The following is a 15925-nucleotide window of genomic DNA, read 5'->3' as shown; positions in this document are numbered from 1 at the left end:
TTATGCTTTTATTTTAAAGAACGTTAAGTAATTGTTCTTTAATTTTTTCAAGTTCGTCTTTCATTTGTACGACCAATTGTTGCATTGGTGCGTAGTTGCTTTTAGAACCAATAGTGTTTATTTCTCTACCAATTTCTTGGCTTATAAATCCTAATTTTTTACCGTTGCTATCTGAGCTATTAATACTTTCTGTAAAGTAGTTTAAGTGATTGTTTAAGCGTACTTTTTCTTCAGTAATATCAAACTTTTCTATGTAGTAAACTAGTTCTTGTTCAAAACGATTTTCGTCGTACTTTTCTTTAAGTTCTTCAACGCCTTTTTTTAGTCGTTCTCTAACACCTTCAATACGTTCTGGATCTATAGCTATTACTTGATTTAACAAGTCTGCAATATTTTTTATACGTGCATTAAAATCTGCTTCTAACACTTTTCCTTCGTCTAAACGGTGCTGGTTTAAAGCGTTAATTGCTTGGGTAATTTCGGTTTGTATTTGCGTCCATTCGTTTTCGTCAATTTCTTCTCTAACCGTATTTAAGGCATCAGGAAAACGAACCGCCATTTTTAGTAATTCGGTATCATCACCATCAACAACATCTTTTAATTGTTGCATGTATTGTTTAACAACTGGCGTGTTAATTTGCGTAGATGTATCGTCTGCAGTAGTTTCTACATAAATAGAAAAATCTACCTTACCACGCACTAATTGATTAGCAATTTGCTTTCTAATTTCAAGCTCTTTTTCTCTGTAAATAGAAGGCATGCGCGCATTCAAATCTAGGTTTTTGCTGTTAAGAGATTTTAGCTCGATTGTAATTTTTTTTGTTGGCAACTGTAGTACAGATTTACCGTAACCTGTCATTGAATATATCATAAACAAAATGAATTTATTAAGCGCAAAGGTAAGTAAAATGTTAACGCCTAAGAAATACAATTTTAACAGCTTATTTAGATTATTTATTATGCACGCACAGTAAATAATTGTAGTTTTGATGTTTTAAATTTTTTAAAGATGTACAAAAAACAGTTTGAGATTAGGTGGAGTGATATTGATGCTAACAGACATTTAGCTAACTCTGCATATATAAATTTTATGAGTCATACACGTACAGCGTTTTTACAAGAACACGGTTTTTCTTTATCAGAATTGGTAAAAGAAGGTCTTGGTCCTGTGGTTTTTCATGAGCATGTACATTATTTTAAAGAAACCTTTTTAGGTTATCCAGTAACAGTAACTCTTGAAGTATCTGGTTTAAGCGAAGACGGAATGTTCTTTAAATTTGATCATAATTTTTACAATCATAAAGGTGAAAATCTTGCTTTTTGTGAAATTTTTGGAGCTTGGATAGACTTAAACTCTAGAAAATTAACTAATCTACCGGACGATTTATTAAAGCTAACAAGTAGTTTTCCTAAAACTGAAGATTTTAAAATCTTAACAAAAGAAGACACCAGAAAACATAACAGAACACCAAGAAACCTAAGCTTGTAGTTTAGGTTTTTTGGTAACTAAATACACACCTAAAAAGATTAAAGCCGATGCTAAAATCTTAACGACTGTAACTGCATCGCTTCCCATAATAATTGCAAAAATACCAGCAATTAAAGGTTGCAAATAAATAAATACGGTTACTGTAGATGCGCGCAAATGTCTTAGCGCTAAAGGATTTAATAGGTATGTTCCAAATGTAGCACCTACAACTACAAAAATTACCGAAAACCAAATGTAAGGTGTAAACGTAGAGGTATCTACCAAAGTTAAATCTGAATATCCAAACGGTAATACCATAAAAAAGCCAAACAAAAACAACCATTTAATAAATGTAAACGGATGGTATTTTTCTGTTAAACGCTTTATTATTATAATATATATACTGTAAGATAACGCATTAATTAGCACCATAATATTTCCTAATAACACATTGTCTCCTGGATTAGGTGATTTACCATAAACAGTTAGTATGGCTGCACCAGTAAATCCAAAAATAACACCTAAAACTTTTAGTTTTGTTATCTTTTCATTTAAGTAAAAAGAAGATAGTATTAATACGATAATAGGACTTGTAATCATTATTACCGATGCGTGTATGGGTGTTGTAAGTTCTAGCCCTTTAAAGAAAAATAGCATATTAACAACAACTCCAAATATGGATGCAAGAAAAAAAGTTTTAAAATCTTTAGGTTCTATTTTTTCTTTTGGAGCAAAAAGGCTGACAACCCAAAATAGAATAGCTGCTCCACCAACGCGCAATGCAATAAAACCAAACGGCTTTATGTAACCGTTAGCCATTACGTCTTTTGCAAAAGTAAAGGTTAACCCATACAATAATTGTACTATAAACGCAGCAATTAAAGCAAATATTCTTAGTTTATTCATTTAATGCTTCTTTGGCTGCTTCTACAGTTTTTTTACTACTACCAACAAAAATTTTGTCGTTAATTACAATAACTGGTCGGCTTAAAAAAGTATAGTGTTCAAGTAAATAATGTTTAAAATCTTTTTCGGTTAGATTTTGGTCCTTTAAGCCCATGTCTTTGTATAACTTAGCACGTTTACTAAACAAAGCTTCGTAACTTCCTGCTAATTTTGCTAACTCATCAACTTGTTTTGCTGTTAATGGTTCACTTTTTATTTCCTGAAATTTAAAGTCGTCACTTAAATTCAACTCGTTAATAATTCTTGTGCATGTGTTACAAGTTTTAAGGAAGAAAACGTTTTTCATGATGTTACATTTTTGGCAAATTTCGATTTTTTTTGCAAAAGTTTAATGCTTTTTCTGGCAAAAATTCTGCGAAAGCATAATACCCAACATTTTTTTTAAAAATTGAAGTGAAATTAGTTTTAAATAGCATAAATATTTAATTTTATTGAAAATTGAAATACTATGGATTTTGCATTTGATACTACTTTAAAAAGTAGAAAATTTTTAAAAGATTTACTTGAAAATTTAACTTTAGAACAACTTAATAAAGTTCCTGAAGGCTTTAATAATAATATTATTTGGAATGTAGCTCATACTATTGTAACCCAACAATTATTAGTCTACAATTTATCTGCAATACCTATGATTATAAGTGATGAGTTGGTTGAAATGTATCGAAAAGGAACAAAGGTAGAACGTGATGTAACCCAAGCAGAAGTAGATTTAATTAAAGGTTTATTGTTTAGTACTATTGAAAAAACAAAGGAAGATTATGAAAACAGAATTTTTCAAACCTATCATGAATATACAGTAACTACTAAAAGTACTTTAACCAATGTTGATGAGGCTATTGCGTTTAACAATTTTCATGAAGGAATCCATTTAGGTTATGTTTTGGCTTTAAAACGCTGTATTTAAAATTTTAAATAAGAATTTGCTACCACGTATGGTATTGTAAACTCAACAGGCTCTTTACTTAGTGCGCCAAATTCAAAATTGTTGTAAAAGATAATAATACCTTCTTCATTAAACCCGATAGTTTTAGGTAGCTTAAAATCTAAATTTTGTGCTTTTAAATCGTTATGAACGGTCATTAACTCTTTATCATAGTATTTTTTAACTAATGTTTTAAACCCATTTAAATCGTTAATTAAATCTTTGGTTTTTAATTCTTTTCCAGTTGCTGGATCAAAATTAAAAAACTTAAAAATCAAGTTGCTGTTAGCTTCTCCGGTTTGTACATTTCCATTCATGGCAATGCAGATAATAAATTCGTTTTGCAAAGAAATTTCTCCATCAATAAACGCTTCCCATTTAGGGAAGTCTTTAGCTATATCTTCATTAAATAGTGTTGTAAAACCTATGTAAGAGGCATTAAAAGCTGTAATGCTTTGGTCTATAGTTAGTTTTTTTTCTTTAGCACTATCTACATTTAAAATATCACAAGCAAAATTATTAAGTGATGTATTTATGTTTTTAGCAACATTAGAGTTTCCTTTTGCTTTAGGCATAACAATGTCCACAAAAGTTTCTTTTTCTTTAGAAATATGAATTTCTGAAAACGATAATGTCTTTTCTTCTTCACAAGAAAAAAAGCCTATAAAACACAAAAAAAGTAGATAAAAAGTCCTGAAATTATTCATACTGTTAAACATAAACTAAAGCTAATAATGAAGTTTGAATACAACGAATTAAACGTTATTTTTGTTGCAATAATTACAAATTAAGTTGAAAAACATCTGCCTTGCATTCAAAAATAAGAATTATAAATTTTTAGATGATTATTTCAACTTTAAAAACTAAATAAACATGAAATTTAACACAAAAACGATACATGGTGGACAAAAACATGACCCTGCATATGGTGCTGTAATGCCTCCAATTTATCAGACTTCAACATACGCACAATCTACACCTGGTGGACATAAAGGGTTTGAGTACTCAAGGACACATAACCCAACACGCCAAGCTTTAGAAAACGCTTTTGCTAGTATAGAAAATGGTGAGTACGGATTAGCTTTTGGGTCTGGTCTTGCTGCTATAGATGCGGTAATGAAACTTTTAAAGCCAGGTGATGAGGTAATAAGTACAAACGATTTATACGGCGGAACGTATAGATTATTTACCAGTATATTTAAGAATTTTGGTATAAAATTCAACTTTATTGGTATGCAAAATGCAAGTAATATAGAGGATTATATTACAGAAAACACAAAAATTATTTGGGTAGAAACGCCAACTAACCCAATGATGAATATTATAGATATTAAAGCAACTGCAGAGATTGCTAAAAAACATAATGTGCTTTTAGCAGTAGATAACACGTTTGCTACACCATATTTACAACAACCTTTAGATCTTGGGGCTGATTTGGTAATGCACTCTGCAACAAAATATATAGGTGGACATAGCGATTTAGTTATGGGAGCACTTATAGTAAAAGATAAAGAGTTAGCAGATAAATTATATTTTATACAAAATGCAAGTGGAGCCGTTTGTGGACCACAAGATTCCTTTTTAGCGCTTCGCGGAATTAAAACGTTACACGTAAGAATGCAACGTCACTGTGAAAACGGAAGAGCTGTTGCAGAATATTTACAATCTCATCCAAAAATTGAAAAGGTATATTGGCCAGGTTTTGAAAGTCATCCAAACCATGAAATTGCAAAAGCGCAAATGAAAGATTTTGGAGGTATGATAAGTTTTGTTACTAAAGGAAACGACTACAATGAAGCTATTAAAATTGTTGAGAATCTTAAAGTATTTACGTTAGCAGAATCCTTAGGTGGTGTAGAATCTTTATGTGGTCATCCTGCAAGTATGACACATGCAAGCATACCAAAAGAAGAGCGCGAAAAAACAGGAGTAGTAGACTCTTTAATTAGGTTAAGCGTAGGTATTGAAGATGAAGAAGACTTAATAAACGATTTAAAACAAGCTATAGGATAAGAGTAATTATCTTTATAAAAAAAGCCAACTTAATTAGTTGGCTTTTTTTATGATATATTTTGTTTATTTTTTAATCTAAATAGTAGATATAACCAAAGTTTAACCATACTAACCAATCGTTATACTTGTTAGAGTTTAGGTCGTGATTTAAACCATCAATCCAATCGTTAAAATAGTATTGACCACGAAGGTCTAACATTAAATCAGAAACCATAGTTAGTTTATACCTAACGCCAATACTAGAAACAACAGACCACGTGCTACCAGAAGAAGGATCTACAGGTTTAGGGAAATCTGCATCTAAATTAGGGTTAGTAGCGTACCAAGGGGAATAAAAGTTATTCATATTAGTTACACTTTGGTCCCCGTAATTTGTATATACTTTAGGGTTATAAGATACGTAATGAGCGCCAAGACTTACAAAAGGAGCAAACTTATAACCAAAAGCTTGAAAAGAACGAATACTTAAAGGAAAGTATTCTAATTGCATACCGATATCTAAGTTATTTGCCTCACCAGTATGAGCTCTAAGTTTTTGAGCTTCAACACTATTTCTGTAAGGTTGTACCCATTCACCTAAATGATTTAATTTAGTTTTGTTCCAAGAAATTTCTGTTCTAAGTTTAAAGTGATCATTAAAAAAATTGTCTGTAGTGTAACAGTTACAATCTGCACGATAAGCAAAGTTTATGTAGTGTACTAATCCAATTCCAATACCAGAGTTGCCAGTGTTAGTTTCGGGATCTAAACGTTCTCCAAAATCAGATTTAAAGGCAACAGGACCAGTAATGACACCAATTTCGTGTGAGAAGCCTAACTGAGAAAATGCGGTAGTACTAGTTAAGATAACTAATAAAAACAGTGTTAATTGTTTATGGTTAAGCATAATAAGGCTTTTATTTTAGAGGCTAAATATCCAACAAATATATGAAATCACGATTAACATACAAATAATAAGGATAAAATGAACTAAATATAATTATTTCTTAAAATAATAAACTTACTAAAACGTTTGCGAAATTTTAAAAATGTGACGTAAATACTTAAAGATAATGTATATTTGCAGTGCAATTTGGCACTTAAAATAAAAGAGTCATAATTTTATTGTAATAATGAAACAAAAAATAGAAGCATTTTTAGATCAAGTAAAAGCAAATAATGGTCATGAACCAGAATTTTTACAAGCTGTACACGAAGTTGCAGAGACTGTAATTCCGTTTATAGAAGAGAACCCAAAGTATCAAGATAAGTTATTGTTAGAGCGTATGGTAGAGCCAGAGCGTACAATAATCTTTAGAGTTCCATGGGTTGATGATAAAGGACAGCCACAAGTAAATAGAGGTTACCGTGTAGAGTTTAACTCGGCAATAGGTCCTTACAAAGGTGGTTTACGTTTTCATCCTTCTGTAAACTTAAGTATTTTAAAGTTTTTAGGGTTTGAACAAGTTTTTAAAAACTCTTTAACGACTTTACCAATGGGTGGAGGAAAAGGAGGAAGCGACTTTAATCCAAAAGGGAAAAGCGATAACGAAGTAATGCGTTTTTGCCAGTCCTACATGTCTGAATTATACAGACATATTGGACCAAATACAGATGTTCCTGCAGGAGATATTGGTGTAGGAGCAAGAGAAATAGGTTATATGTTTGGTCAATATAAAAGATTAAAAAACGAATTTACAGGAGTATTAACTGGTAAAGGATTATCATACGGAGGATCATTAATTAGACCAGAAGCAACAGGTTATGGTTGTGTATATTTTGCAAAAAATATGCTAGCAACTAAAAACGATTCTTTTGAAGGTAAAACTGTTGTTATTTCTGGATCTGGTAACGTTGCTCAATATGCTTGCGAAAAAGCAACGCAATTAGGAGGTAAAGTAGTAACAATGTCTGATTCTTCTGGGTATATCCATGATAAAGATGGTATAAATGAAGAAAAATTAGCATTTATTATGGAGCTTAAAAATGTTAAACGTGGACGTATCCACGAGTATACAGAAAAGTATCCGTCTGCTACCTTCCATGAAGGAGAAAGACCTTGGACTGTAAACTGTGATGTGGCTATGCCATGTGCTACACAAAATGAGTTAAATAAAGAAGAAGCTGAAGCTTTAGTTAATAATAATGTAATAGCAGTTGCAGAAGGTGCAAATATGCCAACTACTCCAGAAGCTATTGAAGTGTTACAAAAAGCAAAAGTATTATTCTCTCCTGGAAAAGCATCTAACGCTGGTGGAGTAGCGACTTCAGGTTTAGAAATGAGTCAAAACTCTTTAAGATACAATTGGACTAGAGAAGAGGTAGATGCTAAATTAAATCAAATTATGGATGATATTCATGCATCTTGTGTAGAATATGGTAAAAATGATGATGGTACCGTTGACTACGTAAAAGGAGCTAATATTGCTGGTTTTGTTAAGGTAGCAGACGCTATGTTAGCACAAGGTTTGGTGTAAATTAAATATCACATAACTAATAAATAAAAACCGCCTATAAGGCGGTTTTTTTATTTTAAGTCAGCTTTACTAAGGTAATTTATATTTCTTTCAACCAATTCTAAAATAACAATATCGGGGTTATGATTTTCAATATCTTTTTTATTGATTTTAAAGTTTCTTATGTATATAGCATCTTCAAAGGTTTCGTTAAAAAAAGGTATTAGAGCATTAGAAAAAGAATCTCTATAAAGTATTAACTTATAATCTTTACTTTCATTTTTAAAATGAAGAAATTTCTGGTCATCTGATAAAACTTCTATTCTTGAAGGTGTCTTTTTTTCGAAATTTATAACTTCTGTTTTTTCTTTAATGTTTACCATTTGAGTATTGTCTCCTAAAACTTTGAAATCTGTAGAAACTTTATAATCCTTAAGTTCTAGTTTTTGAATGGATATATCTTTTTTGATATAATCTATAATGTGTTGATAAGCTATAAAAGCCCCTAAATCATTCCAATGAGAATCTGTTTTGTAATATAATTGGTTTTCTTTTTTTTCTTTTAGTAAAACAGAATGTAAATCTATTAATTGAGCTGTTGAGTTTTTTTCTAACTCTCTTTTTAAGTGACTATAAAGAGTTTCTTTTTTCTCTAATTGAAATGGTAAATACTCAGAATAAATACTATGTTTATTAGGCGGAAATATAACATAGAATTTTATGTTTTTTGAATTTAGATATTGATTGATTCTGTTTAAGTAATTAATAATTTCTTTTGTTTTATTGTCACCAGTCATCCCAAAAGAATTATAAAAAACATTATTATAATGATTGCCTAAAAAATACCAACCATCTTTGCCTGTTAAATTATAATTTGGTAAAGGTTCTTCTTTTAAAATAGTTTCTTTAAAATTGATGTATTGATTAACAGTTGTTTTTTTAAGACCAAAATTGCCCAAGTAATAACTTTTAAAATTGGATAGACTTTGTATAGGTTTTTTTATATCAATTTTAGGAAATTCTTTAAATTTTAAATTTTCGTTATCACCAATTTTAGATTCCACTCCAAAAATTAAAACTAAATTAGGTACAATTAATAACAGTAAAAATACTGCTATAAAAAGTTTATTTTTTATGTTAGAGATATTATTCATTTTAAAATCTAAAGTAGATAAATGGGTTGTAAGCTTCTGTAGCTATATAATAAAAACAGAGAGCAAATAAGAAGATTAATCCTACGTTATAGCACAAAACACTTAGATTGTAAATGCTGTTGTTATCTTTTAAATTATTAAAATATAATTTTACTTTTTGATAAACAGGTGTAGATAATATTATCCCTACTATTAATGCTGTAATCACTTCTTTGGTTAAGTAAAAGTTTAAAAAGCCAGTATTTAAAGGTGTTTTAAAATCAAATAGGGTATATGTGTAAATAATTGCTTGATTTAGATTTTCACTTCTAAAAATTACCCATCCAACAATAACTATAAGTAATGTGTAAAAATGAGCAATCCAAGTACTTTGTTTTTTTAAAAAAGATTCAAAACCAATTCTCTCAATAATTAAAAATAAACCATGAAATAATCCCCAAACTATAAATGTCCAATTGGCACCATGCCATAAGCCCGTTAAGAAAAAAACTATGATTAAATTTATATATGTTCTATGGTTTCCTTTTCTATTTCCGCCTAAAGGGATGTATAAATAATCTCTAAACCATTGTGATAAAGTTATGTGCCAACGTCGCCAAAATTCTTTTATAGATTTAGAGATGTATGGATAATTAAAATTTTCTGGAAAATTAAAGCCAAACATTTTACCTAAACCTATAGCCATATCAGAATACCCTGAAAAATCAAAAAATATTTGTAAAGTGTAAGCTATAATACCTATCCATGCAATTAATGCAGAAGATTGATTTTGGGATAGACTAAATGCTGCGTCTGCAAAAAAAGCACAATTATTAGCAATTAGCATTTTTTTTGCTAAACCAATAATAAACCTTTCTACACCGGTAGCAAACTGTTTAGCGTTTGTTTTTCTTTCTCTTAATTGTTTTTGAACTTGAGAGTATCTTACAATTGGTCCTGCAATTAATTGAGGAAACAAAGTAACATACATCGTAAAGTCAATAAAGTTTTTATTGGCTTTTATGTTACCTCTGTAAACATCTATAGTATAAGACATTGTTTGAAATGTGTAAAAACTGATTCCTATAGGTAAAACTACATTTGTAATTAAGTTATTATTAATATTAGAAATAATAAAGTTAGAGTATTTAAAGTAGATTAAAATGCTTAGATTAAATACTATAGATAATACTAAACCTATCTTTTTTTTCCCTGAATTAATGATTAATCCAGAACTATAATCAACTAATGAAGATAATAGTATCAAAATAACCATCTGTTTTTCTCCCCAAGTATAAAACCCTAAACTTAAAACCAAAAGAATGATGTTTTTCATTTTCTTTGGAGCTAAATAATATAGAGCTAAAGAAAAAGGAAGAAATAGAAATAAAAATATAGGGCTACTAAATAACACAAGACTAAAATTATTGAGGTCTAAAATACAATAAAATATAGTACTTTTGGGTTTTATTCTAGCAACCCAAACTTTGTTTTAATGCGGTACATTAAACCACTGATATTTATTTTTTTATTTTTTTTTATAAAAAAAAGTTACTGTCAAAACTTTGAAGATGCTTGGTCAGAACATTATTCTTATCTGGAAATTAAAGATGTCTCACCAGGTTTAGACAAATTATATGTAGCTGCAGAAAACACTATTTTTACATACGATATTAATACCTATCAAATAGAAAAACTTTCGACTATTAATGGTTTGTCAGGAGAGACTATAAGTGCCATCTTATATATAGAAGACCAAGATTTGCTGTTATTAGGGTTTGAAAATGGCCTAATGCAAATTTATGATCAAATAAATAGAACGTTTTTGACGGTAGTTGATATTTTAGATAAACCAACAATTCCGCCAAATAATAAAGGTATAAATCAATTTTTTAGAAATCAAGATTTGGTTTATATCTCAACAGATTATGGTATATCAGTATATAATATTAATGCTTTAGAGTTTGGAGATACATATTACATAGGTCCAAATGGTTCACAATTAAAAGTTAGACAGACAACAATGTTTAACAATTATATATATGCAGCAACAGAGCAAAGATTGTATAGAGCAAGTTTAGATAATCCTAATTTAATTGATTATCAAGAATGGGAAAGTTTAAATAACGGAAATTGGTTAGGTGTTCAAAATGTTGAAGATAGACTATACGTAGCTAATTCTAATAGAAGAGTTTATGAAGTTGTTAATGGTAACTTAATCCAAAAAGTTGCTTACCCACAAGATATAGTTGGTTTTAAAAGTAACGACAACCGTTTGTCAGTTACAATAACTAAGCAATCTTTTGTATATAGTAGTAATTTTGATCAGTTAGTCAATGCAGCAACAACAACAGATTTTAATCCAAATTTTAGTACAAGTATATCTGTATCAGAAGAATTGTTTGTTGGAACAAATAGAATTGAAAATACAGGACAACCAGCTTTTGGAATTTTAAAAACCAGTTTTTCTGATCCAGAAAATTTTGAAGAAATTCATCCAGAAAGTCCATTACGAAATAGATTTTTTAAATTGAAATATCAAGAAGGACAAATCTGGGGAATACATGGAGGTTATTCAATATCTTATAATTTTAATGGCGGAGTAAGAAGAGAAGGTATTAGCCATTTTATAAATGATGAATGGCGAAATATAACGTATGATTCTTTAACTCAAAACGTAACAAATCCATGGTACTTGTCCTATCTTACAATAGACCCATTTAATAGTAGCAATGTGTATGTAAGTTCATACTATTCAGGGATTATAAATATACAAAATGAAGAAGTAGTTAATGTGTTTAACCAAAGTAATAGTAGTTTGGTGCCTTTATTTGGTTCGGTTTATTTGATTTTAAATTCAGCTTTTGATGATCAAGGTAATTTTTATGTTTATAATGGACGAGTTAACGAAACTCTTAATAAACTATCAGAAAACGGTCAATGGACATCTTATAACTACCAAGCTCTAATAGATCCCGCAACAAGTAATTTAGGGTTTTCTTCAATGGTTTTTGATAATAACGGAACAATATTTTCTGGTAGTTCTCACTATGGTGTAATAGCATGTGTACCTAATAGCAGTAATAATCCAACAATAGTTAATATAAGTGAGGAAGAAGAAGGAATGCCTTCTCCAAACATAAGAACATTAGCATTAGACAGAAATGGGCAATTATGGATTGGTATGGATAAAGGGATAAGAGTTGTTTACAACACACAAAGCTTTTTAGAAAATCCAGAAGTAGATAATATAGTGGTTTTAGATAATGGAGAAGCTAGTGAGCTGCTTTTTCAACAATTTGTAACAGATATTGAAGTAGATGGTTCTAACAATAAATGGATAGCAACATTAGATACTGGTTTGTATTATTTCTCATCAGATGGTCAACAAACCATATATCACTTTACAAAAGACAACTCACCACTACCAAGTAATGATGTTTTAGATGTAGCATTGGATGAAGAAAATGGTATTGTCTACATAGCTACAGAAAAAGGTCTATTATCTTTTAAGTCAGAAGCATCAAAACCAAAAACTACTTTAGAGGATGCTTTTGTGTTTCCAAACCCAGTTAGACCTACGTTTGATATGGTTTCAGAAAAAATAAAAATAAGAGACATTTCAGAAAACGTTAATATTAAGATTACAGATATTGAAGGTAATCTTGTAGCAGAAGCAGAGTCTAATACAAACGGCAGGTTTAAAGGTTATAATCTTGAAATTGATGGTGGTACAGCATTATGGAATGGAAAAAATCTAGCTGGAGATGTTGTGGCTTCTGGCGTGTATCTAGTCATGTTAAACGATCTTGATACATTAGAAACCAAAGTGCTTAAATTAATGGTGGTTAGGTAATGCAAACCAAAACAAAAGCCATAGTTCTTTCTAAAATAAGATTTAAAGACAACGATTTAATAGTAAAATGCTATACCTATAATCATGGTATAGTCAGTTATATTTTAAAAGGTGTTTTAAAGTCTAAAAAGAATAATAAGAAAACAGCCTATTTTCAACCATTATCTTTATTAGAATTAGAAACAGACCATAAAGATAATAGGTCTTTACAGTATATAAAAGATTTAAAAACAAGCTTTCTATATAGTAGTTTGCATACCAATATTGTTAAAAGCGCTATTGCAATGTTTTTAGCCGAAATCTTATCTCAAGCACTTAAAGAAGAAGAGCAAAACACACCATTGTTTAATTATTTAGAGACCTCTTTTATGTGGTTAGATGAAAGTAGTCAAATATCTAACGCTCATCTATTATTTCTTTTAGAATTAACGAAGTATCTAGGTTTTTATCCTGATGATTCTGAAATTGATGCAGATTTTTTTAATCTTTTAGAAGGTCAATTTCAATACATAAACAATTCAAAGCACTGTGTTTCCGGAGAAAATTTAACACTCTTAAAACAGCTTCTAGGCACAGATTTTGATGCATTAAATCAAATAAAAATCAACTCAAAACAAAGACAGCAGTTTTTAAAAATGTTGTTGCAGTATTTTGATTTGCACTTAACCAATTTTAATCAACCTAAATCTTTACAAATCTTAAATGATGTATTTAATTAAAAAGATAACGTACATTTTCATATTCTGTTTTTTTGCAAATGCTTATGCTCAGTCAGTAAAAGTTGTAGATAAAACCACCAAAACACCAATACCAGGCGTTGCTGTCTTTAATAAAAATCAGACTACAACAGAAGTTACAGACGAAGATGGCTTAGTTAATCTAGATAAGTTTTTAGATACAGAGTTGATCTTTTTTCAACATATTTCTTTCAATTTAAAATCTTTAAAAAAAGAAAAGGTTAATGCCAATTATATTTATCTAGAGAGTAATCAATTAGGTTTGGATGAGGTTATAATATCTGCATCAAATTTTAAGCAAAATAAACGAGAAATCCCTAAAAGTATAGCTATAGTAAACGCCGATAAAATAAAGTTTAATAATCCACAAACTAGTGCAGACTTATTAGAAAATACAGGTAAAGTTTATATACAGAAAAGTCAGTTAGGTGGTGGTAGCCCAATGATACGTGGTTTTTCTACAAATAGATTATTAATTAGTATTGATGGAGTAAGGATGAACAACGCAATTTTTAGAGGTGGTAATCTTCAAAATGTAATTTCTATAGATCCACTTTCCATAGAAAAAACTGAAGTTATTCTTGGTGCAGGTTCAACTATTTATGGTAGCGATGCTATTGGTGGCGTAATGAGTTTTTATACTAAAAGTCCTAAGCTTTCTTACACAGATAGTTTAATTGTAGATAGTAATGTAATGCTTAGATATGCTACAGCAAATCAAGAAAAAACTGCACATGTAGATGTAAATTTAGGTCTAAAAAAATGGGGATTCTTAACTAATGTTACATATACAGATTTTAACGATTTGCGTATGGGTAGTCATGGACCAACAGAGTATTTAAGACCCGAATACGTCGTGACTGAAAATAATCAAGATGTAATTATTGAAAACAATAACCCAAAAATTCAAAAATTCACTGGTTACAACCAAATCAATTTAATGCAAAAAGTAGCATACAAACCAAAAGATAACTTAGATTTTGATTTAGGATTATTTTACACGACAACTTCCGATTATCCAAGATATGACAGATTAATTAGATATAGAGGTGATAATTTGCGTTCAGCAGAATGGAATTATGGGCCACAACGTTGGTTTATGTCTAATTTAAAAGTAACAAAGACAAGTAGTAAGGCTACATTTTATGATAATATAAAAGCAACATTTGCATATCAAAATTTTGAAGAAAGTAGAATAGATAGAGATTTTGAAGATATAATTAGGAATATACATGAAGAGTCTGTTAATGCTTTGTCTTTTAACTTAGATTTAGAAAAAGATCTAAGCAAAAAATCTAGTCTTTTTTATGGTTTTGAATATGTTTTCAATAAAGTTAATTCTATTGGATATACAGAGAATATTGAAGATAACACAACAGAAAACACTGTGTCAAGATATCCAGATGGTGCTACTTGGAAAAGTACAGCTATTTATGCTAATTATAAGTATAAACCAAACCAAAAGTTTGTATTACAATCTGGTTTAAGATATAATAACGTAACACAAAGTGCAAATTTTACTGCTAATAATCAATACTTAAATTTACCATTTGATCAATCTAAGATCAATGCAGATGCTTTAACAGCATCAACAGGAATCACATGGTTACCCAATGATATTTTACAATGGAAACTTAATCTATCAACAGCATTTAGAGCACCAAATATTGATGATGTTGGTAAGGTTTTTGACTCAGAACCAGGATCTGTAGTTGTGCCAAATAATAATTTAAATCCAGAGTATGCATACAATGGAGAACTAGGTTTAAAACTTAATTTTAATAAAAAGGTAGTATTTGATTTAGCAACATACTATACCTATTTAGATAATGCTTTAGTTAGAAGAGATGGAGATCTTAATGGAGAAACCGAAATTATTTATAATAACGAATTAAGTAATGTGCAGTCTATACAAAATGCATCAAAATCTTGGATATATGGTTTTGAATTTGCTGCTCTATGGAATATTAGTGACCAACTTAAGCTAACATCAAGATATAATTTTATAGGTGGTACAGAAGAAACAGACGGTATAGAAGTACCAGTAAGACACGTAGCACCAAACTTTGGCGATACACATCTAATGTGGCAATCTGATAAGTTTAAATTAGATGGCTTTGTAAATTATAATAACAAATTATCTTTTACTCAATTGGCTCCTTCAGAAACAGAGAAAGATTACATTTATGCTTTAGATGAAAATGGTAACCCTTATTCTCCATCTTGGTATACCTTAAATCTTAGGACTCAATATCAATTAGCAGAAGATACAATAGTTACAGCAACTTTAGAGAATATAACAGACCAACGTTATAAAACATACTCGTCTGGTATTGCTGCTCCAGGTAGAAATTTAATTGTTTCATTAACATATAGTCTATAAAAAAACCAGCAT

At 29.8% G+C, this 15925-nt stretch carries 14 protein-coding genes; 7 read left to right on the top strand and 7 right to left on the bottom strand.

Features of this window, described 5'->3' with window-relative positions; genetic code table 11:
• Nucleotides 1-13: 13 nt before the first annotated feature.
• Nucleotides 14-871: a YicC/YloC family endoribonuclease gene (locus H574_RS0105715; RefSeq protein WP_036227137.1), complete on the bottom strand. Its 858-nt coding sequence runs from the start codon at nucleotides 869-871 to the stop codon at nucleotides 14-16.
• Nucleotides 872-1009: 138 nt separating this feature from the next.
• Between H574_RS0105715 and H574_RS0105710 the strand changes: the two genes are divergently transcribed.
• The gene (locus tag H574_RS0105710; protein ID WP_027879644.1) at nucleotides 1010-1489 is read left to right on the top strand and encodes an acyl-CoA thioesterase; all 480 of its coding nucleotides are present in this window, start codon (nucleotides 1010-1012) and stop codon (nucleotides 1487-1489) included.
• Here H574_RS0105710 and H574_RS0105705 read toward each other — a convergent pair.
• Together H574_RS0105705 and H574_RS0105700 are read right to left on the bottom strand one after the other, a co-directional pair.
• Nucleotides 1478-2374: a DMT family transporter gene (locus H574_RS0105705; RefSeq protein ID WP_027879643.1), complete on the bottom strand. Its 897-nt coding sequence runs from the start codon at nucleotides 2372-2374 to the stop codon at nucleotides 1478-1480. The genes H574_RS0105710 and H574_RS0105705 overlap by 12 nt on opposite strands.
• Nucleotides 2367-2720: an arsenate reductase family protein gene (locus H574_RS0105700; RefSeq protein ID WP_027879642.1), complete on the bottom strand. Its 354-nt coding sequence runs from the start codon at nucleotides 2718-2720 to the stop codon at nucleotides 2367-2369. Before H574_RS0105700 ends, H574_RS0105705 begins: the two co-directional genes overlap by 8 nt.
• 162 nt (nucleotides 2721-2882) lie before the next feature.
• Between H574_RS0105700 and H574_RS0105690 the strand changes: the two genes are divergently transcribed.
• Nucleotides 2883-3338 carry a DinB family protein gene (locus tag H574_RS0105690; RefSeq protein WP_027879641.1) on the top strand — a complete coding sequence of 152 codons (456 nt, stop codon included), beginning with the start codon at nucleotides 2883-2885 and terminating at the stop codon, nucleotides 3336-3338.
• Here H574_RS0105690 and H574_RS0105685 read toward each other — a convergent pair.
• Nucleotides 3335-4063, bottom strand: a complete 729-nt coding sequence (locus H574_RS0105685) for a DUF3298 domain-containing protein (RefSeq protein ID WP_036227184.1) — start codon at nucleotides 4061-4063, stop codon at nucleotides 3335-3337. The genes H574_RS0105690 and H574_RS0105685 overlap by 4 nt on opposite strands.
• Before the next feature lie 166 nt (nucleotides 4064-4229).
• Between H574_RS0105685 and H574_RS0105680 the strand changes: the two genes are divergently transcribed.
• A complete protein-coding gene (locus H574_RS0105680) occupies nucleotides 4230-5369 on the top strand; it encodes a cystathionine gamma-synthase (protein ID WP_027879639.1) in 1140 nt (379 codons plus the stop codon).
• Between the two features lie 70 nt (nucleotides 5370-5439).
• Here H574_RS0105680 and H574_RS0105675 read toward each other — a convergent pair whose 3' ends face one another.
• Entirely contained in the window at nucleotides 5440-6255 is an 816-nt protein-coding gene (locus tag H574_RS0105675) for a THC0290_0291 family protein (RefSeq protein ID WP_027879638.1), read from the bottom strand.
• A 226-nt stretch (nucleotides 6256-6481) separates the two neighbouring features.
• Here H574_RS0105675 and gdhA point away from each other — a divergent pair, with 226 nt between their 5' ends.
• Complete coding sequence (gene gdhA, locus H574_RS0105670; RefSeq protein ID WP_027879637.1) at nucleotides 6482-7825, top strand: NADP-specific glutamate dehydrogenase; 1344 nt, start codon at nucleotides 6482-6484, stop codon at nucleotides 7823-7825.
• Between the two features lie 50 nt (nucleotides 7826-7875).
• On the opposite strand, the gene H574_RS0105665 is transcribed toward gdhA, so the two are convergent.
• On the bottom strand, nucleotides 7876-8958 hold the full coding sequence (locus H574_RS0105665; RefSeq protein WP_027879636.1) for an alginate O-acetyltransferase AlgX-related protein: 1083 nt from the start codon (nucleotides 8956-8958) through the stop codon (nucleotides 7876-7878).
• A gap of 1 nt (nucleotide 8959) precedes the next feature.
• Nucleotides 8960-10273, bottom strand: coding sequence for an MBOAT family O-acyltransferase (locus H574_RS0105660; protein ID WP_240471252.1), 1314 nt, complete (start codon nucleotides 10271-10273; stop codon nucleotides 8960-8962).
• A 159-nt stretch (nucleotides 10274-10432) separates the two neighbouring features.
• Between H574_RS0105660 and porZ the strand changes: the two genes are divergently transcribed.
• The 3 genes from porZ to H574_RS0105645 are packed head-to-tail and all read left to right on the top strand — an operon-like array spanning nucleotide 10433 to nucleotide 15913.
• Entirely contained in the window at nucleotides 10433-12793 is a 2361-nt protein-coding gene (gene porZ / locus H574_RS0105655; RefSeq protein WP_027879634.1) for a type IX secretion system anionic LPS delivery protein PorZ, read from the top strand.
• The gene (gene recO, locus H574_RS0105650; RefSeq protein ID WP_027879633.1) at nucleotides 12793-13512 is read left to right on the top strand and encodes a DNA repair protein RecO; all 720 of its coding nucleotides are present in this window, start codon (nucleotides 12793-12795) and stop codon (nucleotides 13510-13512) included. Before porZ ends, recO begins: the two co-directional genes overlap by 1 nt.
• Nucleotides 13496-15913, top strand: a complete 2418-nt coding sequence (locus tag H574_RS0105645) for a TonB-dependent receptor domain-containing protein (RefSeq protein WP_027879632.1) — start codon at nucleotides 13496-13498, stop codon at nucleotides 15911-15913. Before recO ends, H574_RS0105645 begins: the two co-directional genes overlap by 17 nt.
• Nucleotides 15914-15925 lie beyond the last annotated feature (12 nt).

The organism is Mesoflavibacter zeaxanthinifaciens DSM 18436 (genome assembly GCF_000422365.1).
GTDB classification, from domain to species: domain Bacteria; phylum Bacteroidota; class Bacteroidia; order Flavobacteriales; family Flavobacteriaceae; genus Mesoflavibacter; species Mesoflavibacter zeaxanthinifaciens.
This window is presented reverse-complemented; position numbering and strand designations above follow the sequence as displayed.